The organism is Vibrio sp. 1CM8B (genome assembly GCF_023161685.1).
Classification (GTDB): Bacteria; Pseudomonadota; Gammaproteobacteria; order Enterobacterales; family Vibrionaceae; genus Vibrio; species Vibrio coralliirubri.
In genome coordinates, this window is sequence record NZ_JALNTU010000001.1 from 748,691 (window position 1) to 773,333 (window position 24,643).

A 24,643-nucleotide genomic window follows, 5' to 3' on the forward strand; every position below is an offset into this window, starting at 1 on the left:
AGGAAAGGACATGTCTGAAGTAGTAGAAAATACACCCGAAATTGTGCTCGCATCTCGATGGTCTCGCTTTTGGGCGTTTGTTATCGATGGCCTCATTTATGCAGCTGCTATGATTCCGGTTGTTCTATATACCGATTTGTTCGATCGAGCCGTTTCTAATGGAGGCATAGAGTTAAATGAACAAATCATGATGTTTGTTTATGGCTGGGTGGTATTCCTCTTGTGTAATGGCTACTTATTGCAAAAGAAGGGACAAACGATCGGTAAAAATGTAATGGAAATTGCGATTGTTGATATGGATGGCAAGCAACTAGGGTTATTCAACATAATGATCAAACGAATTTTACCTATGAACATCTTTGTTTATATTCCTGTTATTGGCCAATATATATCGATTATTAATTACCTGTTTGTTTTCCGCAAAAATAGACGCTGCTTGCATGACTTAATAGCAGGCACTCAGGTTGTTAGTGTAGCGATACCTAGAAACCTAGATTTCAGTACTATCGAATAATTCCGAAGTAAGTTCTGTCTCGTTAGCTACATGCTTAAATAAACAGCGCCAACGCCAATGGTTGGTGCTGTTTTTACTTTCCCCTTACACTCTTTACTAATATCGAACCTAGTATCAAATTTCTCTTTGTTATACAGGCAAGTCTCTCATTATGAAGAACTTCTTTGATAGCGAACTCATGCTCTCTAGCTCCTTGAATTTCGTTTTGCTATCGCTTGGGCTAACGCTCCTTTTTCATCTTCCGATTTGGTGTGGGTTCAACTTGAGCCGACGAAAGTGGAAGCTCATGGATTATTTATGGCCGTTTCTAGCGGGTATCGGGATGCTGGGTGCAGTGTCTGAGATTCGTGCGAAAGTAGCGGGTGATTGGGTTGAAACCGAACAAACCAGAGCGGTTGCGATTATAGAATCGGTTCAGCAGTTTTCTTTGGATAAATTAAGAAGTGATACCTGCACCGGTCAGCCATCTTTAGATAGTCACGCTCAGCACCACGAAGCATGTTTGTGGTATTTGAATACGGCGATCACGTTCAAAGATGTCGATTTCACCTTGTTACCCAACGCATCGGATTTTACGGTTCCTGCGCCGAGCGTGTCGCTGGTTGAAAGTGATGCGGTGTGGGTGAGTGGCATGCTGAGTCAGTATGAAAAACAAAAGAACCAATACATTAAAACCAGAGAAGCGCAGGTGAAGCAGCCATTAGAAAGCCTGTTCTGGTATGTGAGTCCTTACTTAGTCTGTTTCGCAATAGCGTTGCGTTTGACGAAAGTGACCGCAGAGCTCAAATTAGATAAGTGCGCATAGTTTTCCTATACCCAGATAGAAAAGGTGAAGTCATGAATGTGAGTGAGTTTTCTCGGTTGGTGGGTTTGTCAGCCCATACGCTTCGCTACTATGAAAAAATCGGCTTGTTGAAAAATATTCAACGGAACAGCAGCGGTCATCGAGTCTATACATCGAAAGACGTTACCTGGATTGAGTTTGTGAAGCGGTTGAAAGACACTGCGATGCCGCTGGATGAGATTCTAGAATACGCAAAGCTCAGGGAGTTGGGGCCAGAATCGGCCTCACAACGCCAAGTCTTACTCGAACAACATCAACAGAATCTGCGAGCCCATATCGAAGAGCAACAAAAGCATCTGGCAGCGTTAGAGCATAAAATTAGTTTGTATCGAGATGGAAAAGTCCGTTGACTTAGAGTCGGCTCTAACTTGTAAGGTGTTCCTGTAATCCCAAAAACAGGAACAAACCTATGAATCAATCACGTTTTGAAACTGGCTTAGAAAGACTGAATCATATCGACGGAGAAGCAGGGCAAAAGGTTATCGACAGCCTGCAAGACATCTGCCCTGATCTTACCAAATATACGATCGAATATCCCTTCGGTGACATCTATTCACGCCCCGGTTTGGATTTGAAATCACGAGAGATTGCGACCGTGGCAGCTCTCACTGCTCTTGGCAATTGTGCGCCTCAGCTTAAGGTGCATTTGAATGCCGCGCTTAATGTCGGCTGCAGTGAAGAGGAGATCAAAGAAGTGATATTACAGATGTCGGTCTATGCGGGATTCCCTTCAGCACTCAATGGTATGTTCGCTTTTAAGGAAGTGCTTGCTGAGAGAAATACTGCTTGAGATAAACAGAAAATATAGTCTGAAAAGGGAGCGTAAACTCTGCTAAGTTGCGATCCCTTTTTATTGATGGGTTAATTCCTCAAGGTCGTAAACCTGTGGGTTCGTGGTTCTTTAAGACGACAAAGACAGCGCGAACGATAACAAAATAGGCAAGGTAACCACGCTCAGGAAGTTGCCGAACAACACCATAGACGCAACCTTAGGTGGCTCTACATTGAAGCGTTCTGCGAACAGGTAGTTCATCACGGCGGGTGGCAACATGGTGAACAGCACCATCATTTGTAGGTGCAGCGTAGGCAGCGGGATAAAGAAATAGATGATGGTAAAGGCGATGGCGCCAGTAAACAGCGATTGAGCCGTGCACAACAAACCGACCTTTAATCCGCTTAGCCTCAAGTTGACCATTTGCGAACCCAGCGACAGCAGCATAATTGGGACAGCAGCTTGTCCAAGCAGTGAAGTGGCTTCGTAGATTGGATTCCAAACCGCAATGCCAGATAGGTTCAACGTCATTGCTAATGCGGCGGCTAAGAATATCGGCATTTTGAGGATCTGTTTGATCGGGTTACCTTCGCTTAGGAGCGCCAAACCTACACTAATATGAACACACGCCGATACCACAAACAACAGTACTGCTGGGGCTAGTGCACTCTCACCAAAGGTATAGGTGAATAGAGGAATCGCTAGGTTACCGCTGTTACGAAACATGTGTGGCGGAGCCCAAGCTTTGAAATTGAGCTTAAAGATCTTACAGATTGGTATCATCAATAAAGCGGGCACCAACACCGCGACCAAAGAAGCGGTGATGAGTGGCAATTGTTCGGTGTCGAGAGGCATCGTGGTCAGCGATGCAAACACCAAAGCAGGAATACATACATCCATATTGATGCGATTGATCGGTTTGAAATCGGGCTTGAGCCAACGACCGACCGCAAAGCCAGCACTGGCTAGAGCAAAAACGGGAAACAGAATGCTGACGACCTGTTCGAACATAGAATTCCTTTCTAAGCGAGAGTGATGATTTGTTTTAAACGGACAAATTACGACCTAATGCCATTAAACCTAACCTATCAACATAAGGCAGCCGCGTCATGGGTGTGGAGCACACCACGAGCAATTATTTGTATTTCTTTGAATTAGGGACAAAAAAAGACCAGCGGCGTTAACGGCTGGTCTTTAAAAGCTAGGCGAATCTGGACGGGTTCTTTAACAACAAAGGTTACCTAGCGTGTGTTCATTGTTAGCAAACTAGCTAACGAGCTTCTTGTAATCTTTGAAGTTTACGTCGTAGGCCTTTTCGCCATAGATGTAAGTCTCGCTAACGGTTCTGTCGTCACCCAAGCTCATCAGTACAAACAGCTTCTCTTCCAGTTTGGTGGCTTGTTCCATTCTAAAGCGCATCAGCTGAGTTGCGTGTAGATCCAACACCACGAAATCCGCTTCTTTACCGACTTCCAAGTTACCAATCTTGTCTTCTAAATGCAGTGAACGTGCACCACCTAATGTGGCTAAGAACAGTGATTTGGCTGGGTGCAACTTCTTATGTTGTAGTTGCATGATCTTGTAGGCTTCACTCATGGTTTGCAGAATCGAGAAGCTAGTGCCTGCGCCTACATCGGTACCCATACCAACACGAATGCCGTGCTCTTCCATTTCGGGTAATCGGAATAAACCTGAGCCTAAGAACAGGTTAGAGGTCGGACAGAAAGCGATGGCAGATTCGGTATCCGCTAGACGCTTACATTCGCAGTCAGACAGGTGAATACCATGGGCGAATACGGAGCGTTTGTGCAGTAGACCATAGTGGTCATATACATCCAAATAGCTGTCGCGTTCAGGGAACAGTTCTTTTACCCATTCAATCTCTTTCTCGTTTTCAGAAAGGTGCGTGTGCATGTACACATCTGGGTATTCTTCAAGAAGTTTACCAACGGTCGCCAATTGCTCTGGTGTGCTGGTTGGCGCAAAACGAGGTGTCACCGCGTAAAGCAAACGGCTGCGGTTGTGCCATTTCTCAATCAGTTCCTTGGAGTCTGCGTAGCCAGATTCTGGCGTGTCGGTGAGGTAATCTGGCGCATTGCGATCCATCAATACCTTACCTGCAATCATGCGCAGGTTACGCTTCTCGGCTTCTTCAAAGAAAACGTTAACCGACTCTTTGTGCACGGTACCGAACACGAGTGCCGTGGTGGTGCCGTTGCTTGCTAGTTCGTCTAGGAATAGCTTCGCCACTTTGTGTGCGTAGACTGGGTTTTTGAAGCGTTTCTCTTCTGGGAAGGTGTAGTTCTCTAACCAATCGAGTAGCTGCTCACCGTAAGACGCGATCATCCCTGTTTGAGGGTAGTGGATGTGCGTATCAATAAATCCAGAGGTGATCAGCTTGTCTTTGTATTCTTTTACTTCGAGTGTTTTAGGCTGACGAGCTAATACCTCATCGGCATGGCCTAAGTCGACGATATGGCCGTTCTCTACCACTAAAACACCGTCTTCAAAATAGTCGTAAGACTCATCGATACCGACGTCTTTTGGGTCGGCTACGCTGTGTAAAATACTGGCGCGATAAGCTTTGCGTTGCGTTGTCATGTTTACTTCCTTTTAATGACTTCAGCGACGTTATGGCCACTGAAGCTTTGCGACTTTTATTAGGCGATCTTCTCTTCCAATGGTGGTTCGCCTACGTCGCTTGGTTGACTGTGTTGATCGGTCAAATCCTGATTTCGATATTGTTTGGTTGGGCGCTTTTGTTCAAGTGCTTGGCCTTGATAGTGTGCGATCAGTTCACCGGCAACCGATACTGCGATTTCCGCAGGATGTTTGCCATTCACCGCACTAATACCAATAGGGCAAATCATGGTTTCAATTTGCTCTTGGCTGTAGCCGCGTTGCTCTAAGCGGAAGTCGAACTTCTTGCGTTTAGTAAGCGAGCCAATCATGCCGAAGTAACGGCTATCTTCACGGTCGATAATGGCTTTGGTTAGGTCAAAATCGAGCTGGTGGTTGTGCGTCATCACTAGGTAATAGCTGTTCGGTGGCATGTGTTTTACTTCACCGACTGGATCGTCTGAGACAAGCTTTTTCACTCCGTGTGGCAGTGTTTCAGGGAACACTTCTTCACGCTCATCAATCCAGGTCACACGGAAGGGTAGGGTCGCAACAACATGGAGCAGCGCTTTGGCAACGTGGCCAGCGCCAAACAGTACGAGATGGTTCTGTTGAGTGCCAATCGGTTCAAAGCTTAATGTTGCCATTCCGCCACAACATTGGCCTAAACGAGCACCTAGATTGAAGCGTTCTACTTTGAGTGATTTTTCACTGGCAATCAGCATTTCGCGCGCCATTTTAGTGGCCACATGTTCAAGGTGACCACCACCAATCGTAGCGATGATTCGGTCACGAGTGACAAGCATTTTGGTGCCCGCATCACGTGGAACGGAACCTCTGTCTTCAAGAACCGTCACCATCACACACGGTTCGTAGTTCTCTTCCAGTTTTGCCAGTTCGTGAATCCAATTATCCTTAAACATATGTCCTCCTAAATCCCTTTTTGTGCTTCCTAAGCTAAACGAACGATATAAGTCCTAAGCCGTTTCTGATTGAGCATCGACCGAAGTCGGAGCCGTTTCAGTGACTTCCTGAATCGCCATCAGAATGCGTTCTGGCGTTGCAGGTGTGTTCAGCTTAGGAATCGCGCCATCGACAGCGACATAGCTAATCGCATCTTTCAGTGCGCTCCATACCGACATACCCAACATGAAAGGTGGCTCACCCACGGCTTTCGAGTTGAAGACTGTGTCTTCTGGGTTGCTGCGGTTTTCCAAAAGGTGCGTTCTGAAATCAATTGGCATATCAGCAATCGCCGGGATCTTGTAACTCGCAGGGCCATTGGTCATTAAGCGGCCTTGCTGGTTCCAAACCAACTCTTCCGTTGTTAGCCAACCGACACCTTGCACAAAGCCACCTTCGACTTGGCCGATATCAATCGCTGGGTTCAGTGAAGCTCCTACGTCATGCAAAATATCAACACGTAGAATCTTGTTTTCACCGGTTAGGGTATCGACGATAACCTCTGAACAAGATGCGCCATACGCGTAATAGTAGAACGGGCGACCGCGCGCTTTCTCGTGATCGTAATAGATCTTCGGAGTGCGGTAGAAGCCAGTGCTAGACAGCGAAATTTGGTTAAACCAAGCCAGTTCAACAAATGAGTTGAAGGTCATGATCTCGTCGCGAATTTGCACCATGCCGTTCTTAAATACGACCTCTTCAGGCCACACTTTGAAGTGCGAAGAAGCGAAGTCGATCAGGCGCTGCTTAATGGTTATTGCGGCGTTTTGCGCGGCCTTACCGTTGAGGTCGGCGCCCGATGAGGCTGCGGTTGGTGATGTGTTCGGAACTTTGTCTGTGTTTGTAGCGGTGATCTGGATACGTTCGACATCGACTTGGAACTCCTGTGCAACGATTTGTGCCACTTTGATGTTCAAGCCTTGCCCCATTTCCGTACCGCCGTGATTCAAATGAATACTGCCATCGGTGTAGATATGGATGAGCGCGCCTGCTTGGTTCAAGAAAGTCGCAGTAAACGAGATGCCGAATTTCACTGGTGTGATCGCAAGGCCTTTCTTCAAGATAGGGCTCTGCTTGTTGAACTCAGCGATTTCTTTACGACGTGCGTGATAGTCACTGCTGCGTTCAAGCTGTTCGGTTATCTCAGGTAAAAAGTTGTCTTCAACGGTTTGGTAGTAATGGGTCACGTTACGGCCTTCTTCGCCGTAGTAGTTCGCCTTACGTACTTCCAAAGGATCTTTTTTCAGGTAACGCGCAATCTCGTCCATGATGTGTTCAATCGTCATCATGCCTTGCGGGCCACCAAAGCCACGGTAAGCGGTATTCGATGCGGTGTTGGTTTTGCATCGATGACCCACTACAGTTGCATCACCTAGATAATAGGCGTTGTCTGAGTGGAACATCGCGCGGTCGACAATAGAACTTGATAAGTCTGGTGAGTAGCCACAGTTACCTGCAACGGTAATGTCGGCACCTTGAATCACGCCATTGTTGTCAAAACCGACGGTGTATTGGTTGTAGAACGGGTGGCGTTTACCAGTTTGCTGCATGTCTTCATTGCGCAGCAAACGCATTTTTGTAGGTCGGCCTGTAAGGTGAGCTATAACCGCAGCCATACATGCTGGAGAGGCTGCTTGGGTCTCTTTACCACCGAAACCACCACCCATACGACGCATATCAATCACGACTTTGTGCATAGGTACGCCAATCACTTCTGCAACCAGCTTTTGAACTTCGGTCGGGTTTTGAGTCGAGGTGTACACGATCATGCCGCCGTCTTCGGTTGGCATCACGCTACTGATTTGAGTTTCTAGGTAGAAGTGCTCTTGGCCGCCGATCTCTAGATCGCCAGAGATCACGTGCTTCGCTTTTGCCAGTGCGGCTTTCGAGTCACCACGTTGTTGCGTGTGGCTTTCTGTTACGAAGTGCTCTTTCTCTAGTGCTTCTTTTACATCAAGAATCGCAGGCAGTTCTTCATATTCAATGATTGCAGCGTGTGCGGCTTTACGTGCGGTTTCTAAATCGTTAGCTGCCACGGCAATCACAGGTTGACCGTAGTATTCTACTTTGCCATCAGCAAGCAGTGGGTCACCCGGAAGAATTGCACCGATATCCAGTTCACCCGGTACGTCTTTGGCTTGAATGGCAATCGCCACACCTTCAAATTCGTAACACGGTGATAAATCTATCTTGGTGATGTTGGCGTGTGCTTGAGTGCTCAGGCGTGCGTAAACGTGCAGCTGATTTGGGAACTCTAGGCGGTCATCAATGTATACCGCTTCGCCCGTGACTTGCTTGGCTGCACTGTCGTGTTTAACGCTTTTACCTACGCCAGTTTTTAGGTCTTGTTTTGCAATGGTAACCATCTCTTCGTGGGTCATCGCATGCTCGTGTGATTTAGACATAAGACGTTACCCTTGTTTCGATTTGGTTGTTTTTGTTCTGTTGTTCAATGAAGTAACGACGCAGCATGTTGGCCGCCGACAATGAACGGTATTCTTGGCTTGCACGGAAATCAGAGAGCGGTTCAAAGTCGTTATACAGTTCCTGCATTGCTAACTTAATATTAGCGTCTGTCCACGGTTTGCCTAATAACGTATTTTCACATCGCGCCGCGCGCTTAGGTGTTGCAGCCATACCGCCAAAGGCGATACGAGCGTAGGACACCTTGCCGTCTTCGATTTGAATATCAAACGCACCACACACTGCAGAGATGTCATCATCTAAACGCTTAGACAGTTTGTAAGCTCGAAAGCTGTCGTTAGTTGGCTTAGGAATGATGATCTGTTCAATGAATTCACTCTCTTTTTGAGCCGTCACTTTGTAGCTGATGAAGTAATCTTCAATCGGCATGGTGCGTGACTCGTCGCCGCAACGAAGTTTGATCTTCGCGTTCAGGGCAATCAGCAGAGGAGGGGTGTCACCGATAGGTGAAGCATTGGCAACATTACCGCCAATGGTGCCTTGGTTACGTACTTGCAGGGAAGCAAAGCGGTGCAGTAGCTCACCAAAATCTGGGTAGTGTTTTTTCAATAGTGAGTAAGAATCACTGATAGGCAGGTTGGCACCAATGATTAAATCGGTGTCTGTCTCTTCGCATACCTTCATGTCTTCAACAAGGTTTACGCTGATCAGTGTTTCAATTTCACGATGGAATTGCGTCACTTCCAGAGCTAAATCCGTACCGCCAGCAACCAGCTTAGCGTTCGGGTGGGCTTGAAAAAGCTTGGCCAGCTCATCGGTACTTTTAGGGGAAAAAGCGGTGAGGTGACCAAGGCGTAAGTTGGCCTCGGTGTCTTGAATACTTTCTAGCTTCTTGATGGTGTTGCGTTCGAGCTCTGCGAACTGGTCGATCAAAGGTTGGTCTGTTGAAAGCGACATCGCAGCATCAACAATTGGTCGGTAGCCCGTACAGCGACATAGGTTACCCGCCAGTGATTCCATGACGTCTTCTTTGCTCGCATCGGGTTTGTTTTTGCCTAGTGCAAACATCGACATGATGAAGCCCGGTGTGCAGTAACCACACTGTGAACCGTGAAAATCAACCACCGCTTTCTGTACAGGATGCAATGACTTATCTCGGTTTTGTAGATCTTCTACTGTGATTAGCTGTTTTCCGTGCAGCGCTGAAACGAACGTAAGGCAAGAGTTCACCGAGCGGTATTGCAACTGTCCATCAACCACTTCACCTAAAACGACGGTACATGCGCCACAGTCACCAGACCCACAACCTTCTTTGGTACCAGTTTTATTAACCTTGGTACGAAGGTAGTTGAGCACTGTCATATTCGGCGACAGATTGTCTTCACGTCTTATTTCCTGATTGAGCAAAAAAGTAATCAAGAGACCTCCTTGTATATCGACATATTTCCATGTGTATTCTTTTTGACTTCTAGGTCAATAATTATCCATCCTGACCCTGTGGTCAACTATTTATTTACAAAAATGCAACAATGAGGTGTTGTTATGAATTGTATACAATTTATTTAATTGTCTATTTGTTTGTTTTATAAGGATTTGGTGGTCTTTTGGTAAGTTTAATCGTGTGAATGTGTTTTTAGCTATGTATACAAAAATTGTAGGGTTTTAAGGAAGCGAGTACATCGGTGTTATTCAGTTCTATAGCCTCATTCAGGCAAGTAATAACAAGGCGAACAGGGGAGGTAGTGGCGATTTTCTAACGATGGAAAAGGACTTTACGCATAAAAAAGAGAAGTAAACGCTGAGGCTTACTTCTCTTCTGTTTTGTTAACAAAAAGTTGTTAACAAAAGATTTGGCTATCTAGTTAACAGAACTATGACTTGCTCTTGAGCAGATCAGAGAACACCACATGCAGATCGCTCGAAGCTGTGTTGCTGTCTAGGTTTAGCTTGGAGCGAATGTGGCTTAAATGCTCTCGCATTAGGGCAACAGCTTGCTCTTCATCGCCAGACTCTATCGCATCCAGCAATCCTTCATGCTCATCCAAAGAGCAGTTCGAGTGGCTACCGGTTTCATACTGGGCAATAAGCAGAGAGGTTTGCGATACCAAGCTGCGTTGGAAAGCCAGCAGTGGCGCGTTCTCAGCCATTTCAGCCAGTTTGATGTGGAACTCACCAGATAAACGTAAGCCAGAACCATAGTCACCTTGGTCAAAGGCGCAGTTCTCTTTCGCGACCAGTTTTCTACACTCGTCGATTTGGGCTTTGGTTGCGTTTTTAACCGCTAGCTCAGTGATAGCAATTTCCATCACTTCACGTGCTTTAAATATCTGCTTGGCTTCGTCTACTGTTGGGGCTGCAATCACAGCACCTCGGTTAGGACGGATCACCACAACTTGTTCTAAGGAGAGGCGCAGCAAGGCACGGCGGATAATAGTACGGCTAACGCCAAAGATTTCTGCTAGTGCTTCTTCGCTTAATTTCGTGGCTGGTGGCAGCCTTTGTTCTAGTATCGCGTCGAAGATATGGCAGTAAACAACATCGTCTTGAGTCTGGCCTGTTACTTTCGTTTTTACACCTTTGGAGACAGAGTTTTTGAGAACTGTCATAGAGATAAGGACCCTTGTTTAGTCGAGTTGGGTTGGTCGAGAATAATTCATGAGTGTTACTCTATATTGTATACATTTATCTATACAATGCCACCGGATGAAAGTGCGATGCACGCTTATTTGTTAATGACTTATAACATTTAGTTTGCAGTGAACTGTGTGCAATCTAAAGCTGTAAGTCATTCTTCTTGAACTAGACGCGATTATCGCCACAGCTGTACGCGACGATCTGGCTTATTTCGCTCAGGGTACGACCTGATTGCTGCTGCCACTCGTTGAAAGCCTTACTTGCCGCAACTTGTGCTCGCTTAGTGTTGCGACCGCTATCAACCACATCGGTACTGCGCAGGTGCGCTTCCACGTCAGAAGATAAGATAAACGTGTCTTTGCCCATTTGGCGCAAGGTGTAAGCACCGGTGTTTCCGCCCAATCGCTTACCGTGTTTCTTCAGGTAATCCCACAGCTCTGTAATGCGTTCTGATGGCCAGTCGGCAACCATTTGCGAGAATGAATCGGCTTCACGCTTGGCGTTGTGGATCATGGTGGCGTTCGCAGGGATGGTCATTACCTTGGTGAGGTGGCGAATAATACGCGGGTCTTGTGCTTTCTGTTCCCACATTTCATTCGGCAGCATCAGCATTTTTTCGATATTGAATTCAAAGAACACTTCTTCAAATTGCGGCCACTTCTTTCTCACCACATTCCATGAAATACCACATTGGAATACCTTTTCGGTAAAGGCTGCTAGCCAACGGTCGTCGGTGATTTGCGATAACTCGGCTTGGGAAAGGGGCGCGCGAACAATCTTTTCGAGCTCGGTAGCTCCGCCTTTACGGTGAGCCGCACGTTGATAAATAGTGTCGAATTTTTCTTGGGTCATTGGAGGTTCCAAACTAAAGCGATTCTTTATGATATGGGGACTAATTTCTATATGAAAAGGAGCTTAAGCCATTGTCTTCAAATCAAATGAAAGCCAACTAAGAGAGTTTCAATTCCATTTGATACAAGGGCCATATTTTACCATTGAACTCTTTCACGCTCGGCTCTTTGTCGACAACCTCAAAGCCCGCTTTGTCGTAGCAGCGTTTTGCGCCGTGGTTTTGTTTGAATACGGCCAAGGTGATGGTGGTGACATTCGGTATTTCTTTCGCCGCCTCTAAGGCCGTTTCAAGCATCGATTGTCCTAACCCTTTGCCTCGTTGGTTTGGGTGAATCGCAACTCGGCAAAAGCGAAGTTCATTGTCTGACATGCGTTGAAATTCCATAAAGCCAAGCAAGTCCCTGGCGTTTGAGTTGGTGTTTGAATCGGCGTTCGGCTCAGAGTATGACTTAGGGGTAGAGAAGGTATATAACTCGACATGTGGCTCTTGAGAGCGTTCGATGATAGAGGCGGCTTCTAATGACCAACCAAATGTTCGCCCACCCCATAAAACGTAGTCTTCTAGGGATGTAAACCAAGTGACGATCTCTTCGGCGTCGGATGCTTTAAAGCGGTTTATTTCCATATCCTTCTCTATTCCTTATCGCGTGTTTCTTTTTTCTAAGCCGTTAAACTTCTGCGCCCAATTGCTCAAGAAAACCACGCATGTAGTCGGTGCGCTTGTTGGCTTCTAATTTGGCGGATTCTGTATTCATGGTTTCAGCCAGCTTGAACAGTTTCACGTAGAAATGGTCGACGCTGTAATGCTTGTCATCTAAGTCACGCTGCTTCGCGAACGGGTCTTCGTGGTTATAAAGCTCTGCGTTAAAACTTTGGCCAACGTATAGGCAGCGAGCAATGCCAATCGCACCGAGAGAGTCTAGGCGATCAGCATCTTGAACAATCTGAGCTTCCAAGGTTTCTGGAGTGATGTTGGCGCTGTAACTGTGCGTGACAATGGCATGATGGATCTCGTCGAGATAGGACGCGGGATACTCGATAGATTTGAGGAAAGAGATCGCCTTGTCTGCCGCCATTTTTGAGCTTTTGGCTCTGTCTGGGTGGTTCTTGGGAAAGGTGAAACAATCATGAAGGTAAGCAGCAGGCAGAACGACCTCAAGCTTAGCTTGTTCTTGAGTACATAAAGCCTTAGCAGTTTTGACTACTCGCTTGATGTGGCTGATATCATGCGCCGCATCTTGTGTCATTTCTTGTTGTGCAAAATCAAGCAGTTGGCTTTCAAATCTTTCAATCACGCGTCTCTTTCTCCATTATCAATATTGCTTCTCGATTTCCATCGTTTCACATCGACTGTAACAGTTTCTAGCGCGATTTTTTATCTTTTATAAAAGGAATACCCACAAAAAAACCGACTCAGTGAGTCGGCTTAATATTGGTCTTTATTTGCTGTGATGAGCTTTTAAGCGGCGGCCTGTTGCAGCTGCGCCAATACATGATGCAGTGACGGGCTGATCGTGTGACCAAGCGCTTTAACTTCTTCGCAAGGTTCAACCAAATCTGGAATTTGGAAGCTGATCATGTTCGCTGCCATTGATGCACGAATACCGTTGTTTGAGTCTTCAAACGCTAGGCAGGTTTCAGGTGCAACACCTAAGCGTTCTGCCGCTAGCAAGTAGATCTCTGGGTGAGGCTTACCGTGAGTCACTTCACAGCCAGTGCTTAACGAGGTGAAGTACGAGTCTAGGCCAGCCAGCTCAAGCTTCTTCTTGGCGATATCAAGCTGAGTGGAGGTCGCCACCGCGATTGGAATGTCATTCGATTTTAGCCATTCAAGCAGCTCAATCACGCCATCTTTTACTGGGATTGCTTGGTTTTTAACAATTGCACTGTAGCGCGTGCGCCATTCATTATTCAGCGTTGGGTAATCTAATCCTTCACCGTAACCGTTTCGAAAAATCTGTTCGATGGTTTTTGCGTTACAACCAATGATGCCTAGGTAGACATCTTGCAAAAACGGAACACCTTGCGCGTGACATGCTTCTTCAAAAACCTGCATACAAAGTCGCTCAGTGTCGAGCAGCAGTCCATCCATATCAAAAATAGCAGCTTGAAAATTCATATACGTGGTTCTTTCTGTGTTGTCGTCGTGAGGGCGGGTATTTTGACATAGTGTCTAGTGATAGGCGAGTCAACGTTCAGTAAGAATATATCCAATCGGCTCGGCAATATGCTTCTGAATGACTTTAAATGTGATTAATTGTGGTTGAAATAATATCGTTAAGTTATGAGCCTAATATTTTATAGGCCATCCAGATCTAACAGAAACAATTATGATTATTCCAAATAACAAATCTAGCTTGTGCGTCTGGCTTCTTATTACATTTCATAAACTTACGGGCGTGTTAGCGTGACCATAATCTTATAAAAAACAATTACCGGGAGCCTGCAATCATAGTGTGACCAAGCAATAAGTAAATGGCTGAACTTAGGGAGAAAATAACATTAGTCCACATTTTTAGCAGGGTTGCTTATGTTGTATTTTGAGTTTCTATTTTTATTAGTCGTCCTTTATATCGGGTCTCGGTATGGCGGTATTGGCTTAGGTGTTGTTTCTGGTATTGGTTTGGTTATCGAGGTGTTTGTCTTCAAGATGCCACCAACGTCTCCACCTGTCACCGTAATGCTGATCATTCTCGCCGTTGTTACTTGTGCCTCGATACTCGAAGCGGCTGGTGGCTTAAAATACATGCTACAAGTGGCGGAAAGGGTGCTAAGAAAGAACCCGAAACGCGTCACCCTGATAGCTCCGTTTGTGACTTACTCGATGACTTTCCTATTGGGTACTGGTCACGCGGTTTACTCCATCATGCCGATCATCGGTGATGTCGCACTGAAGAACGGTATTCGTCCTGAGCGCCCGATGGCAGCTGCGTCTGTCGCGTCTCAACTTGCTATCACAGCATCGCCAATTTCAGCGGCTGTGGTGTATTACCTCGCACAGCTTTCTGATATTCAACACTCTATTACTCTGCTTTCTATTTTGATGGTGACGGTACCTGCAACGCTGTTTGGTACGTTTTTACTTTCTTTGTACAGCTTGAAACGCGGCAAAGAGCTGAACGATGATCCTGAATATCAAGCGCGCCTAAAAGATCCGGAGTGGAAAAAGCGTATCGAAAGCACCACAGCGACGTCTTTGGATGAAGTGCTGCCAACTTCGGCTCGTAATGCGGTATTGATTTTCCTACTTTCAATTGTCGTGATTGTTATCGTGGCGATGGTGCCTGAGATCAGAACTATCGTAGACGGCGACAAGCCAATCAAAATGTCGGTGATCATCCAAATGATGATGCTCTGCTTCGGCGGTATCATCTTGCTGGCGACCAAAACTGACCCTCGAGATGTGCCAAACGGCGTGGTATTCAAGTCTGGTATGGTGGCGGCGATTGCTATCTTCGGTATCGCATGGATGTCGGATACTTACTTCCAATACGCAATGCCTCAGTTCAAATCTGGTATCGTGGAAATGGTGACCAACTATCCGTGGACGTTCGCACTAGCACTATTCATCGTATCGGTTGTGGTGAACTCTCAAGCGGCTACAGCACGTATGATGCTACCGGTTGGCCTCGGCTTAGGATTAGACCCAGCACTGCTTATCGGCTTGATGCCAGCGGTTTACGGTTACTTCTTCATCCCGAACTACCCATCAGACATCGCAACGGTTAACTTCGATGTCTCTGGCACCACCAAGATTGGTAAGTGGTACTTCAACCACTCATTCATGTCGGTTGGTTTGATCGGTGTAGTAGGCGCATGTTGCTTAGGCTACGCACTGGCACAGATTTTTATCGCTTAATGAATTAGTTAAATAACAAACAAAAACAGCGCCTGAATTGGCGCTGTTTTTGTTTAATCTGTCTTGGGAATTAGCTTTGATACGAGCTCTTAAGCAGTATTAGCGAGCCTCAAAAGCCAAAGACTGAATCGCTTCTTCTATCGTTAGGAAGTGGATCTTCATCAGGCACACTTCAGCCTTCTGGAACTCGTGGTTTCGAATCAGTTTAGTCACGCTTTCAACCGAATACTGCTCGTCTCGTTTAGTTAAACCCAGTTGGTTTGAGTTTGATTGAAGCGAGTAGCTGTCGCCAACTGAATCTATGAGGTAATCATCTTCGCCCAAGATCATATCTGAGCATTCCACCTGGAAATCTTGTTCTGACGCGACGTAAATAAGCTCATCGTCACCGTCGAGTTTTACCAAAGATGGCCAACTGATCATTACTGCCTCTAAATCATGCATATTGAAGTGTGTATCTGGACTATAAACGCTTTCGAAGCTTTGGTCATGTGCTGTCCTAAGCGCTATTTACTCAAAGATCGCCCTAATGGTGCGAAGTAACCTTGTAGTGCTTGGTATATATCTTTGCGATGCGCCATATCTGGATACACGGGGTACATATCAGGCTTGGTTGTGCCATCCACCAGATAAGCGTTCTTGATATCGGAACACGATTCAATCACGGATTCAAAAGCGCGCGCCATCATCTCTGTGGGTAGTGAGAAGTAACGGGCAGACATCGCCTTGTCGGCAATAACACTGCGAGCCACGTAATCGTGTTTGTCTAGGTTATTGTTGCTAAGCAGTGTGACATCGAACAGTGACATCAAACTCTCGTTTAATGGATGAGGTCGTACTTTTCTATCGTGCAACCAACAGTCACTGGCGAACAAGATTTGCTTGCGAGGACCGGAGGTGTCACCAATCTCAAACGCCTTTTCGGCGATGTAGTGGTCAAATGCATGCCAAAACTCGTGTGCGAGCGCGCCAGCTCCAGCGTTCTTGGCGAGGGCTAATTCTCTCTGGTTTGGGGCGTAGTGTGCTTGTACGCCTTTTCTGCCACCACTGCCAAACGCTAAGCCTAATGTGCCACGTAAGCCAATTGCTTCTGGTGGCAAAGCCAAGATGTAAGCCAAGTCGGCTAGCGAGTCGAATATCAGATTTGCGGCCAACTCTTTTTCTTCTTTCGTGACCCAAGCCCCCACACGAATGCTGCCCATACCGAAGGTCTGTTTGATGTCCATAAAAGACACCTGGTCGCCGTGCCGGTAGTCTGGGCCTTCGCGCGTTTTGTATTTAAAGTGAGTTAACTTCAAAAGGGTCCTTGGAAACAGACGTAAGAATGAATGGGGTGCTCAGCGAGATGCACTTGTGTGAGATGCATCTCTTGGAATTAAAGGACGTTAGCACTTTTGATAGCAAATTGCCGAACAAAATTAGTCTAGATTAAGCTCGAACGCTTCCCATGAGGTTGGGTTACCTTCGCGAGTGAGTGGAAAGAGTGGCTGTTGTGGTTTTGCATAGCTTAATCGGTGCAGTCTTTGAGTTACGTGGTAGCTATCAAGCCCTGATACCGTGACCAAATCCAACGCTTCTAAATCAAGGTAGCCATCCGGCATCACGGCGCGTTTGGGTGCGTGAATCGTTATAACTTCACCGATCAACATTTGCGTTTGATTGCTTTCGATTGTGATCTGTTCTTTGAACGCTAACCCTACCTTTAAACTGCTCTCCAAGACGAAAGGAGCGGGGAATTTGTCGTCATAATAGGCCGTTAAGCCGACCGCGTTGAATTCTGAGACTGGTTTAGGGTAGCGAGCCGAGGTTTGATGGGCCTTTTTAACAAAGTCAGCACCAATGCTGTTAACGGTGAAGTACTTTGTTTCTAGAATGTTTTCTAGCGTATGACGGCGGCTTTGATCTGGGCGAACAATAAAACCAAGCAGCGCCGGATCAGACCCTAGGTGAATGACAGAGCTTACTATCGCAAGGTTTTCAAACCCCTGTTTATCACAAGTGCCAATTAGGTTGGCGCTTTTAAATCCAGACAAGGAATTAACTAAACGAATGCGGTGGCGCGGATCCATTGTTTGGATATCTTGTTTAGAAAGGGTCATATCCTTCATATCCTTCATATCCTTCATATCTTCTCTTCTTCTCATTTATTGTTATCTTCGAGCATGCTCACTAACGGACTTATATGTACGAAGAATCCGCTTTTATCGATCAAAGAGCGCTTAGTTTGGCCGTGGGCAGCTTGTCTCTTTTATCTCTGCTACAGCACAATGAACGAGATCCTTTGCATAGATTTACGCGCGTTGACGTCCCTTTACATCACAGGAGCTAAAGTAATGATGTCGTCTTTATGAGTGTTAAAAAATGAAAACAGTCCGCAATATCATTTGGGCAATGATTGCCACAATGTCAGCCTTTTGGTTTGCGATGGAACCGCAATTATTCGCTTCAAGCGATGTCTTTGAATGGCGCTCAGCCATGATTCAGTACTCAGGTATTTTGTCTCTGATGTTAATGTCCATCACCATGATCTTGGCGATGCGTTTACCTATGGTTGAGAATTGGCTGAAAGGTATGGATAAAGCATATCGAGTCCATAAATGGCTCGGTATCGGTGGTGTTGCACTGGGTGTGACACACTGGTTGTGGTACCAAATTCCTAAGTCATTGGTGGTGTCTGGCGTGTTAGATAAGCCTGTTCGACACGATGGTTCAGGGCCGCAAGCTGTTTTGACTGGATGGGAGTTATGGGTCAGTGAATTGCGCGGAATTGCTCAGAGTATTGGCGAATGGGGCTTCTACTTATTACTCATTTTACTTGTGGCGTCACTATGGGCGGCAGTGAAGTACAAACCGTTCAAATTGTCTCACCGTTTGATGTCGGTTGCGTACCTGTTTATCGCTTTTCACTCAGTAATACTGCTTAAACGAGCGTATTGGGGAGAGCCTATTTATTATCTAACTGTGGCATTTGCTTTGGTTGGGTCTATCGCAGCGATTTACAGTTTGTTGGGCTTGGTTGGGCGTCGTAATCGTCACTCAGCGGCCATTACCTCGACTCGTTATTTTCCACAAGCTGAGGTGATGGAGCTAGTCTTAAAACCTGATGCATCTTGGCATGGTCATAACGCTGGGCAGTTTGCATACCTGCGTTTTGGTAATGAAGATCCTCATCCGTTTACCATTGTTTCTGGCAGTGAAGATTCAGAGCTGCGCTTTTTGATCAAAGAGCTGGGTGATTTTACTAATGGCCTTTATGAACGAGTGAAAGCGGGCGATGCGGTTACGGTTGAAGGTCCCTATGGTCGACTTGATTTTGACCTAAGCAAGCCACAAATTTGGATTGCTGGTGGCGTCGGGATTGCGTCGTTTTTTGCAACACTTGAAGCGCTCAAAACAGAACGAGATCATCCTCGTATTGAGTTGTTTTATTGTACTCGCGGTGTTGATAAGCAATTAATCGATGAGTTGTGGCACCTTGCACACGCGGTTGGTGTGAAGTTGACCGTGATAGACACCTTACATTCACCTCGACTGAACGCCGGAAGAATTGTCAATCAATGTGGCTACCTCAACGAGTACGAGATTTACTTCTGTGGGCCGGAGTTGTTCTCTACATCACTGAAAAAAGAATTAGACACCTATCAATTTGATATTGAACAACACTACCACGAAGAGCTGTTTGTGATGCGTTAAAGCCAACTATTGGTGCTGTGATTGTTAAATGAGTCAATCGGCACAGTGCAAAAAGGCGTAAAGTCACTCAATTTGTTATTGCAGCGGTTTGCTATTGAGCGATACCATATAGGGCTGTTTCTTTGGTAAAGATGTAATTATGTCAGATGAAAAACTCGCACTCGAATGGATGCGCCAACAAGCTCATAAAGTTGACCCATACGTTATCGATCCATCGTTTGATGAATGCGTTGAGTTGCTTGATCCTGCCTTCAAGAAAGGCAAGAGTGTTGCTCAACTCAAGTATCTGTTATCAGAAGCAGATCGCCGAGCGGGCGCGGCAGAGCGTAAGCATGCAGCCTTAAAGTATGCCAAAGAAAAAAGCCCAAATGCTGGTCAGATTCTGCGTCTGCAAAGCAAACTTCAACAAGTCCAGTTGGCGTTGAAATTGGCGACTGGCGACAACAACATGACTATCTCTCAGTTCTGTTCAGAGTATGACGTGACTAAGCGTGACGGCAATACGGCATGGAATGAAAAGTTGGTGGAGCAAGGGAAGAGAAAGTAGCCATTAAAAAGCCTGAAAACTGATTTCAGGCTTGGTTGTCAATCCGCTTAATCAGAACCAATACCAGCGCTAAGGTCGAATGTCATTGAAACTGACCTTTTGTGTCCCATCATCTAGGTTCTCCAACTTAACCACATCCCCTTGATAGTAATACGGTTCCATTGGCATCTGGCTGTTGGTCGGCCTTGCGTAATGTAATACTGCTGGCTTTGCGCCAACTTGCTGAGCGAACAAATAGCCAATCAGCGCATGTTCAAACTGGTGATAACCGTTGCCCCAATGGAAAGCTTTGGTGCGCTTAGGATCAAGCCCCACGCCGCCGTATTTGTGGTCGACCCATACATCATGAAAGGTCGGTAGGGTGTATTGCAATACGTCTTTCATTGAACCATCGACAAGTGAAACCGTCATTGCTGCTTGATCAAGCTCCGCCCATTCCCATGATGAAGCCCAATTTGTGTTTGGCCTGCTTTGCCAGCCAGTTATCTCTTTTCCTTTCCACGCTTTCTGAAGTTCCTCGCCATAATATTGGGAGACGCTGGCGAATTCTTTCTGATATTGCGCCTGAGCGAGAGTGTATTTCATACCGTCTAAACCAAACTCCGACCATTCAGAGTTATTCAATGTTTGGCCTGTAAGGTAAGTCATCCAATACGCTTTGATGGTGTGCCCAAAATCATTGTGATTGGCATTCGACATCATCGCCGCTTTGTCGTGAATTGCACCGAAGAAGCGTTGTTCATCTTCAGAGTGGTATTGGTCAATCATGGTTTGCGTGAGCCAGTTTAAGTCATCAAGCCATTTTGTTTTGACGGGCTCTTTGAGCAGAGGTGCGACGAGCAACATGTAGCCGTTTATCTGATCAAGTTGCGCGACTAGCTCACGTCGTTTTGCACTGCCATCTTCACCGTCAGCAAGCACCCAAGCAAGACCACTATTGTCGCTAAGTCGATATTTATCAAAGATAAAAGCTTGTTGTGCGATGAGTGCTTCTTCTACCTTTTTGTCTTGAGTCAGGTAGTAGTACATGGCGAGGCCAACCAGCGCATACGCTTGATCTTGAGAGGTACGTTGCTGCCAATCCTGGCCTACTTCTCCCTCTTTTGTGTAGCCGATAAAGCCGCCGTTTTGCTTATCTTCTAGCTGATCAATGATGTAGTAGGCACCTTGTTTGGCAAGCGCTAACGCCTGCTTATCGCCAGTAAGATGGTAGAGCACGCCATAGGCATAAGTTTGACGTGACTTCATCCGCGTAAACTCTTTGCCAAAGTGTGGCGTGATCCAGCCTTTGTTCAGTTCAGGGCACACATCAGAAACATCGAGCAAGGTACCGTCATCACAGCGGAAAGTAGGGAAGTTGCCTACCGGTTCTCCTTTAGCGCTAGGCATCAACCAGTAAGGTGCAAGCCCTTCAGTAGCATGATTGAGCCACTCTGCTCCAGAAGGAAGAGGGGCGTTGGCAGATACGGCGAAGCTAGTAACACTGAGTAATGCGATCGTTGCTCGTAACATGATGTTTATCTTAACTATTTGAATTTCGTTGAATATAAACAATCACATCTGCACATTGTGATTCGGTGATCACAATCGACCAAATTATTGCAGAGTAGATTAAGGTTTACAGATCATTGAGTCGTACCCGGATAGTCGAATTGTATGTAGAATTATCCAAAATTCGAATAATTCATAATGATTATAAGTCATTGGATGGGATTTGGTCTCGTTCGTATACTGGGTTCAAACAAAGGATGTTTTTTAAACAATTGAATGTTTCACCTTTACGAAGAGATATGCTCAACATGAAAAAACTTCTATTAGCTTCGCTACTCGCTATCAGCACAATGCCGGTTTATTCCCAATCATTCGATGATACCGATGACATCCTTAATCGCGCATCACAGATTGAAAACCTTGAATACAAAATGATGGTGCAGCGCGCCACTCAAACAGCAATCCATTATATGCCGGCTGTGACTCAAATCGATTTTCTAAAAGCGACTCGTCGTGACCTTGATGGCGACTTTAACGATGTGGTTTACGTGAACGAACCTTTTGGCTCAGAAAAGGGGTTTCTTACCGCGAACGATACCACCGCTTACGCTTGGGCAACGATAACGTCGAAGAACGGTCCGGTGGTGATTGAGGTTCCAGCAGCAACAGACAAAGTGAATTACTTTGGTTCAATCGTAAACCAATGGGAGGTTCCGATTGCTGATGTTGGCTACAAAGGTGCTGACGAAGGCAAAGGAGGGAAGTATCTATTCCTGCCACCAGGTTACGACAGTAAATTAGGTACGAAGCAGGAACTCGAAAGTAAGGGTTACCTTGTATTTGAAACGGATACGTACCTGTATGGCTTTTCATTCAGACCGTCATTAACCAATGGGGCGACAGATTTGGATGCGGGTAACTACGCGAAGCAAATCAAAATCTACAACTTAGCCGATGCAGAAAATCCACCTAAGACAGATTACTTGGACGCAACAGATGTCGCTTATGACAGCCTCCCTTATTACAACGAGACGTTTTTTCAAGACATTAATGACGTCATCCAAGAGAACCCGGTCAGAACGCAAGACAAAGCAATGGCGTCGTTACTAAAAGACCTTGGTATTGAAAAAGGGAAAAAATTCGACCCAACAGCTGAGCAGAAAAAAGCGATGAGTGAAGGTGTGCTGATGGCCTATGCGCACATGCAATCAAAGTTCGTTGAACCGGATCAAACGGTGAGTGCGCTATGGAGAGACGAAAACGGCAAACCTCTGTCGCAATGGTCCTTCTGGAATTTTGGCCTTCAAGCTCAGCTTGGTTTCCCATTTGTGGATGAAGATGAGGTGTTAGTTGATAAGCGTGCGGCGTCGTACTTCTACGTGACTTACTTGCCTAAACAACTCGGTGGTTCAACCTTTTATCTAACGGGTTTACGTGATTCAAAAGGTGAGATGTTAGATGGCAAAGCGACGTACAAGCTCAATGTACCAGCCGATACGCCTGTCGAGGACTTCTGGTCAGCGATTGTTTACAACATGGAAACCAAGAATTTTGTTAAAGGAGTCGATCGAGTAGGACTATCGTCTCGAAACGCTGACACGATGAAAAAGAATCCAGATGGTTCGTATGATCTGTATTTCGGCCCTGAAGCACCAAAAGGGCAGGAGGAAAACTGGGTTCCTACAGGTGGTGAAGATTACTTCTTATTGTTCCGACTTTACCGTCCAACATCGAAGACTTTCTTTAAAAACTGGATGCTAGAAGACATGGAAAAAATCAGTGGCTAGCAAGCAATAGAGACTCAACCGTCTCTGCAAGTAAATAGCTTAATGCGTGCCCCTAAGTGAAGCATACAAATTGGGGCCGGTTAGGCGATGAGAATCATTTTAGACAAGAGAAAATATTATGAAAAAATCGATTATTGTTACGCTGCTGATTACTTTAGGTTGTTCATCTGTGGCGCTCGCTGAGCCTAAATTTAGTGCGCAAGTACCAGATAGTATCATTACGCCAAATAAGGTCGAATCTGCCTATCTAGGTGAGCTCAACTATACCGATGGTGCCCCGACATTAGAAACGCACGCCAAGGTGCAAGATTTTGTTCAAGTCTCTAATGCTGTTCGTGTTTTTCTATCCGGTATTCCAGTTGCTTCAATACAAGGGTTATTGTTGGGGCATGAGAGTATCGGCATGAAGCCTAATCAAACCATCGCAATTTCTGAAGACAACTTAGACGCCAATAGCCTTTGGTTAACAGCAAACACGACGACACCTTATGTCACTTCGGAAATTGATGTAAAAAATGGCCCGGTGATTCTAGAAGTTCCTACTCCGGTTATGGGTTTACTCGACAATGCTGCATTTAAATACGTTGATCGAATTGGTGTCACTCACCCAGACAATGCAGCTAAATCAGGCAAGTATTTTATCCGTCACTCTTCGTGGAAGGGCGAGGTTCCCGAAGGGTACATTGAGGTTGTCAGCGAAGGGTATCAACATTGGCTGTTGCTGCGTTTGGTGAGCTCGCCAGAGAGTATGGAACAGAGCATTACAACATTAAAAAACACCACCAAACTGTATCCGTATGGCAAAGAAGATAAGACAGAGTTCATCAATATTTCTGGCGTCGATTACAACACCATTCATGCTATGGACGAGACGTTCTACGATGAGGTGAATGCACTCATTCAATACGAACCCACTGATATTTTTGATGCTGAATGGTTGTCGTTGGCTAAAGATATTGGAATAGAAAAAGGGCAAGAGTTTGTACCAAACACACGTATGCAGCAAATACTGTCGGAAGCTGCAAAAATAGCGACTGCTGAAGTACGCTCAAGCTATTTCCACCCTAAAGAAGAGATGTTTCGCTACGATGATAGACAATGGTTCACTCCGTTAGTCTCAGGCCATGAATTTAAAGATGCAAATGGCGTAATTGACTCCGATATGCGAGCAACATTCCACTTCATGGCAACCGGGATTACACCAGATATGGTGACGAAAACCGTAGGAAAAGGATCGGATTATCTGTTGGCGACACGTGATGCCAACAAGGAAGTGTTGGATGGCAGTCAGCACTACACGGTGACTTTGCCACCGAATGCACCAGTAGAGCAGTTTTGGTCATTTATGATCTACGATAACCAGACTCGCTCCATGCTAGAGACCGACCAAAAATCTGCTGGTCTTGATGGTTTGAGTGAAGATATTAAGAAGAACAGCGGTGGTTCTATCACTGTCCATTTTTCGCCCAATGCTCCCAAAGGAATGGAACATAACTGGGTTCAAACGACGGAAGGCAAAGGGTTTAATATCATCTTCCGCATGTATTCGCCGACAGAAAAGTGGTTTGATAATTCATGGAAACCAAGTGATTTTGTTAAGGTGAAATAGAAGGTATCGCAAGTTTGAATGCACCCTATAAATGG

General features: G+C 45.8%; 23 protein-coding genes. 9 read left to right on the forward strand and 14 right to left on the reverse strand.

Features of this window, described 5'->3' with window-relative positions:
• The first annotated feature begins 10 nt into the window (after positions 1 to 10).
• From MSG36_RS03185 to MSG36_RS03200, 4 genes are all read left to right on the forward strand, one after another.
• Positions 11 to 514: an RDD family protein gene (locus MSG36_RS03185; protein ID WP_050632518.1), complete on the forward strand. Its 504-nt coding sequence runs from the start codon at positions 11 to 13 to the stop codon at positions 512 to 514.
• Between the two features lie 286 nt (positions 515 to 800).
• A complete protein-coding gene (locus tag MSG36_RS03190) occupies positions 801 to 1,319 on the forward strand; it encodes a hypothetical protein (RefSeq protein ID WP_248366221.1) in 519 nt (172 codons plus the stop codon).
• Between the two features lie 32 nt (positions 1,320 to 1,351).
• On the forward strand, positions 1,352 to 1,708 hold the full coding sequence (locus tag MSG36_RS03195; RefSeq protein WP_248366223.1) for a MerR family transcriptional regulator: 357 nt from the start codon (positions 1,352 to 1,354) through the stop codon (positions 1,706 to 1,708).
• Between the two features lie 59 nt (positions 1,709 to 1,767).
• On the forward strand, positions 1,768 to 2,148 hold the full coding sequence (locus MSG36_RS03200; protein ID WP_248366225.1) for a carboxymuconolactone decarboxylase family protein: 381 nt from the start codon (positions 1,768 to 1,770) through the stop codon (positions 2,146 to 2,148).
• Between the two features lie 111 nt (positions 2,149 to 2,259).
• On the opposite strand, the gene MSG36_RS03205 is transcribed toward MSG36_RS03200, so the two are convergent.
• The 10 genes from MSG36_RS03205 to MSG36_RS03250 all read right to left on the reverse strand — a co-directional run bounded on the left by MSG36_RS03205 (position 2,260) and on the right by MSG36_RS03250 (position 13,741).
• Positions 2,260 to 3,141: an AEC family transporter gene (locus MSG36_RS03205; protein WP_248366227.1), complete on the reverse strand. Its 882-nt coding sequence runs from the start codon at positions 3,139 to 3,141 to the stop codon at positions 2,260 to 2,262.
• Between the two features lie 255 nt (positions 3,142 to 3,396).
• The gene (gene guaD, locus MSG36_RS03210) at positions 3,397 to 4,731 is read right to left on the reverse strand and encodes a guanine deaminase (RefSeq protein WP_248366229.1); all 1,335 of its coding nucleotides are present in this window, start codon (positions 4,729 to 4,731) and stop codon (positions 3,397 to 3,399) included.
• A gap of 59 nt (positions 4,732 to 4,790) precedes the next feature.
• On the reverse strand, positions 4,791 to 5,672 hold the full coding sequence (gene xdhC, locus MSG36_RS03215) for a xanthine dehydrogenase accessory protein XdhC (RefSeq protein WP_248366231.1): 882 nt from the start codon (positions 5,670 to 5,672) through the stop codon (positions 4,791 to 4,793).
• 54 nt (positions 5,673 to 5,726) lie between these two features.
• Entirely contained in the window at positions 5,727 to 8,117 is a 2,391-nt protein-coding gene (xdhB, locus tag MSG36_RS03220) for a xanthine dehydrogenase molybdopterin binding subunit (protein WP_248366233.1), read from the reverse strand.
• Positions 8,110 to 9,555 carry a xanthine dehydrogenase small subunit gene (gene xdhA / locus MSG36_RS03225; protein ID WP_282452176.1) on the reverse strand — a complete coding sequence of 482 codons (1,446 nt, stop codon included), beginning with the start codon at positions 9,553 to 9,555 and terminating at the stop codon, positions 8,110 to 8,112. The genes xdhB and xdhA overlap by 8 nt, the downstream gene beginning before the upstream one ends.
• Positions 9,556 to 10,007: 452 nt before the next feature.
• On the reverse strand, positions 10,008 to 10,742 hold the full coding sequence (locus MSG36_RS03230) for a GntR family transcriptional regulator (protein WP_248366236.1): 735 nt from the start codon (positions 10,740 to 10,742) through the stop codon (positions 10,008 to 10,010).
• Positions 10,743 to 10,935: 193 nt separating this feature from the next.
• Positions 10,936 to 11,622, reverse strand: coding sequence for a DNA-3-methyladenine glycosylase I (locus tag MSG36_RS03235; protein ID WP_248366239.1), 687 nt, complete (start codon positions 11,620 to 11,622; stop codon positions 10,936 to 10,938).
• Between the two features lie 97 nt (positions 11,623 to 11,719).
• Positions 11,720 to 12,247 (reverse strand): N-acetyltransferase, encoded by a 528-nt coding sequence (locus tag MSG36_RS03240; RefSeq protein ID WP_248366242.1) that lies wholly within the window; start codon positions 12,245 to 12,247, stop codon positions 11,720 to 11,722.
• Between the two features lie 43 nt (positions 12,248 to 12,290).
• The gene (locus MSG36_RS03245; protein ID WP_122082340.1) at positions 12,291 to 12,917 is read right to left on the reverse strand and encodes an HD domain-containing protein; all 627 of its coding nucleotides are present in this window, start codon (positions 12,915 to 12,917) and stop codon (positions 12,291 to 12,293) included.
• Between the two features lie 164 nt (positions 12,918 to 13,081).
• Positions 13,082 to 13,741 (reverse strand): HAD family phosphatase, encoded by a 660-nt coding sequence (locus tag MSG36_RS03250; protein WP_248366244.1) that lies wholly within the window; start codon positions 13,739 to 13,741, stop codon positions 13,082 to 13,084.
• 411 nt (positions 13,742 to 14,152) lie between these two features.
• Between MSG36_RS03250 and MSG36_RS03255 the strand changes: the two genes are divergently transcribed.
• The gene (locus MSG36_RS03255) at positions 14,153 to 15,481 is read left to right on the forward strand and encodes an anaerobic C4-dicarboxylate transporter (RefSeq protein ID WP_010432780.1); all 1,329 of its coding nucleotides are present in this window, start codon (positions 14,153 to 14,155) and stop codon (positions 15,479 to 15,481) included.
• Between the two features lie 99 nt (positions 15,482 to 15,580).
• Here the strand turns inward: MSG36_RS03255 and MSG36_RS03260 are convergent, their stop codons facing one another.
• The 3 genes from MSG36_RS03260 to MSG36_RS03270 form a co-directional block, all read right to left on the reverse strand.
• A complete protein-coding gene (locus tag MSG36_RS03260) occupies positions 15,581 to 15,904 on the reverse strand; it encodes a DUF4144 domain-containing protein (protein WP_248366246.1) in 324 nt (107 codons plus the stop codon).
• Between the two features lie 83 nt (positions 15,905 to 15,987).
• Positions 15,988 to 16,779 carry a CLCA_X family protein gene (locus tag MSG36_RS03265; protein WP_248366248.1) on the reverse strand — a complete coding sequence of 264 codons (792 nt, stop codon included), beginning with the start codon at positions 16,777 to 16,779 and terminating at the stop codon, positions 15,988 to 15,990.
• A 120-nt stretch (positions 16,780 to 16,899) separates the two neighbouring features.
• Positions 16,900 to 17,589, reverse strand: a complete 690-nt coding sequence (locus tag MSG36_RS03270) for a flavin reductase (RefSeq protein ID WP_248366397.1) — start codon at positions 17,587 to 17,589, stop codon at positions 16,900 to 16,902.
• A 253-nt stretch (positions 17,590 to 17,842) separates the two neighbouring features.
• On the opposite strand from MSG36_RS03270, the gene MSG36_RS03275 reads away from it, so the two are divergent.
• On the forward strand, positions 17,843 to 19,174 hold the full coding sequence (locus tag MSG36_RS03275) for a ferric reductase-like transmembrane domain-containing protein (RefSeq protein WP_248366250.1): 1,332 nt from the start codon (positions 17,843 to 17,845) through the stop codon (positions 19,172 to 19,174).
• A 139-nt stretch (positions 19,175 to 19,313) separates the two neighbouring features.
• On the forward strand, positions 19,314 to 19,721 hold the full coding sequence (locus MSG36_RS03280) for a hypothetical protein (RefSeq protein ID WP_017061620.1): 408 nt from the start codon (positions 19,314 to 19,316) through the stop codon (positions 19,719 to 19,721).
• 69 nt (positions 19,722 to 19,790) lie between these two features.
• On the opposite strand, the gene MSG36_RS03285 is transcribed toward MSG36_RS03280, so the two are convergent.
• Positions 19,791 to 21,233, reverse strand: a complete 1,443-nt coding sequence (locus MSG36_RS03285) for an N-acylglucosamine 2-epimerase (protein ID WP_248366252.1) — start codon at positions 21,231 to 21,233, stop codon at positions 19,791 to 19,793.
• Positions 21,234 to 21,520: 287 nt separating this feature from the next.
• Here MSG36_RS03285 and MSG36_RS03290 point away from each other — a divergent pair, with 287 nt between their 5' ends.
• Together MSG36_RS03290 and MSG36_RS03295 are read left to right on the forward strand one after the other, a co-directional pair.
• Positions 21,521 to 22,999 carry a DUF1214 domain-containing protein gene (locus MSG36_RS03290; protein WP_248366254.1) on the forward strand — a complete coding sequence of 493 codons (1,479 nt, stop codon included), beginning with the start codon at positions 21,521 to 21,523 and terminating at the stop codon, positions 22,997 to 22,999.
• A 118-nt stretch (positions 23,000 to 23,117) separates the two neighbouring features.
• Positions 23,118 to 24,608, forward strand: a complete 1,491-nt coding sequence (locus MSG36_RS03295; protein ID WP_248366256.1) for a DUF1214 domain-containing protein — start codon at positions 23,118 to 23,120, stop codon at positions 24,606 to 24,608.
• The last annotated feature ends 35 nt before the right edge of the window (positions 24,609 to 24,643 follow it).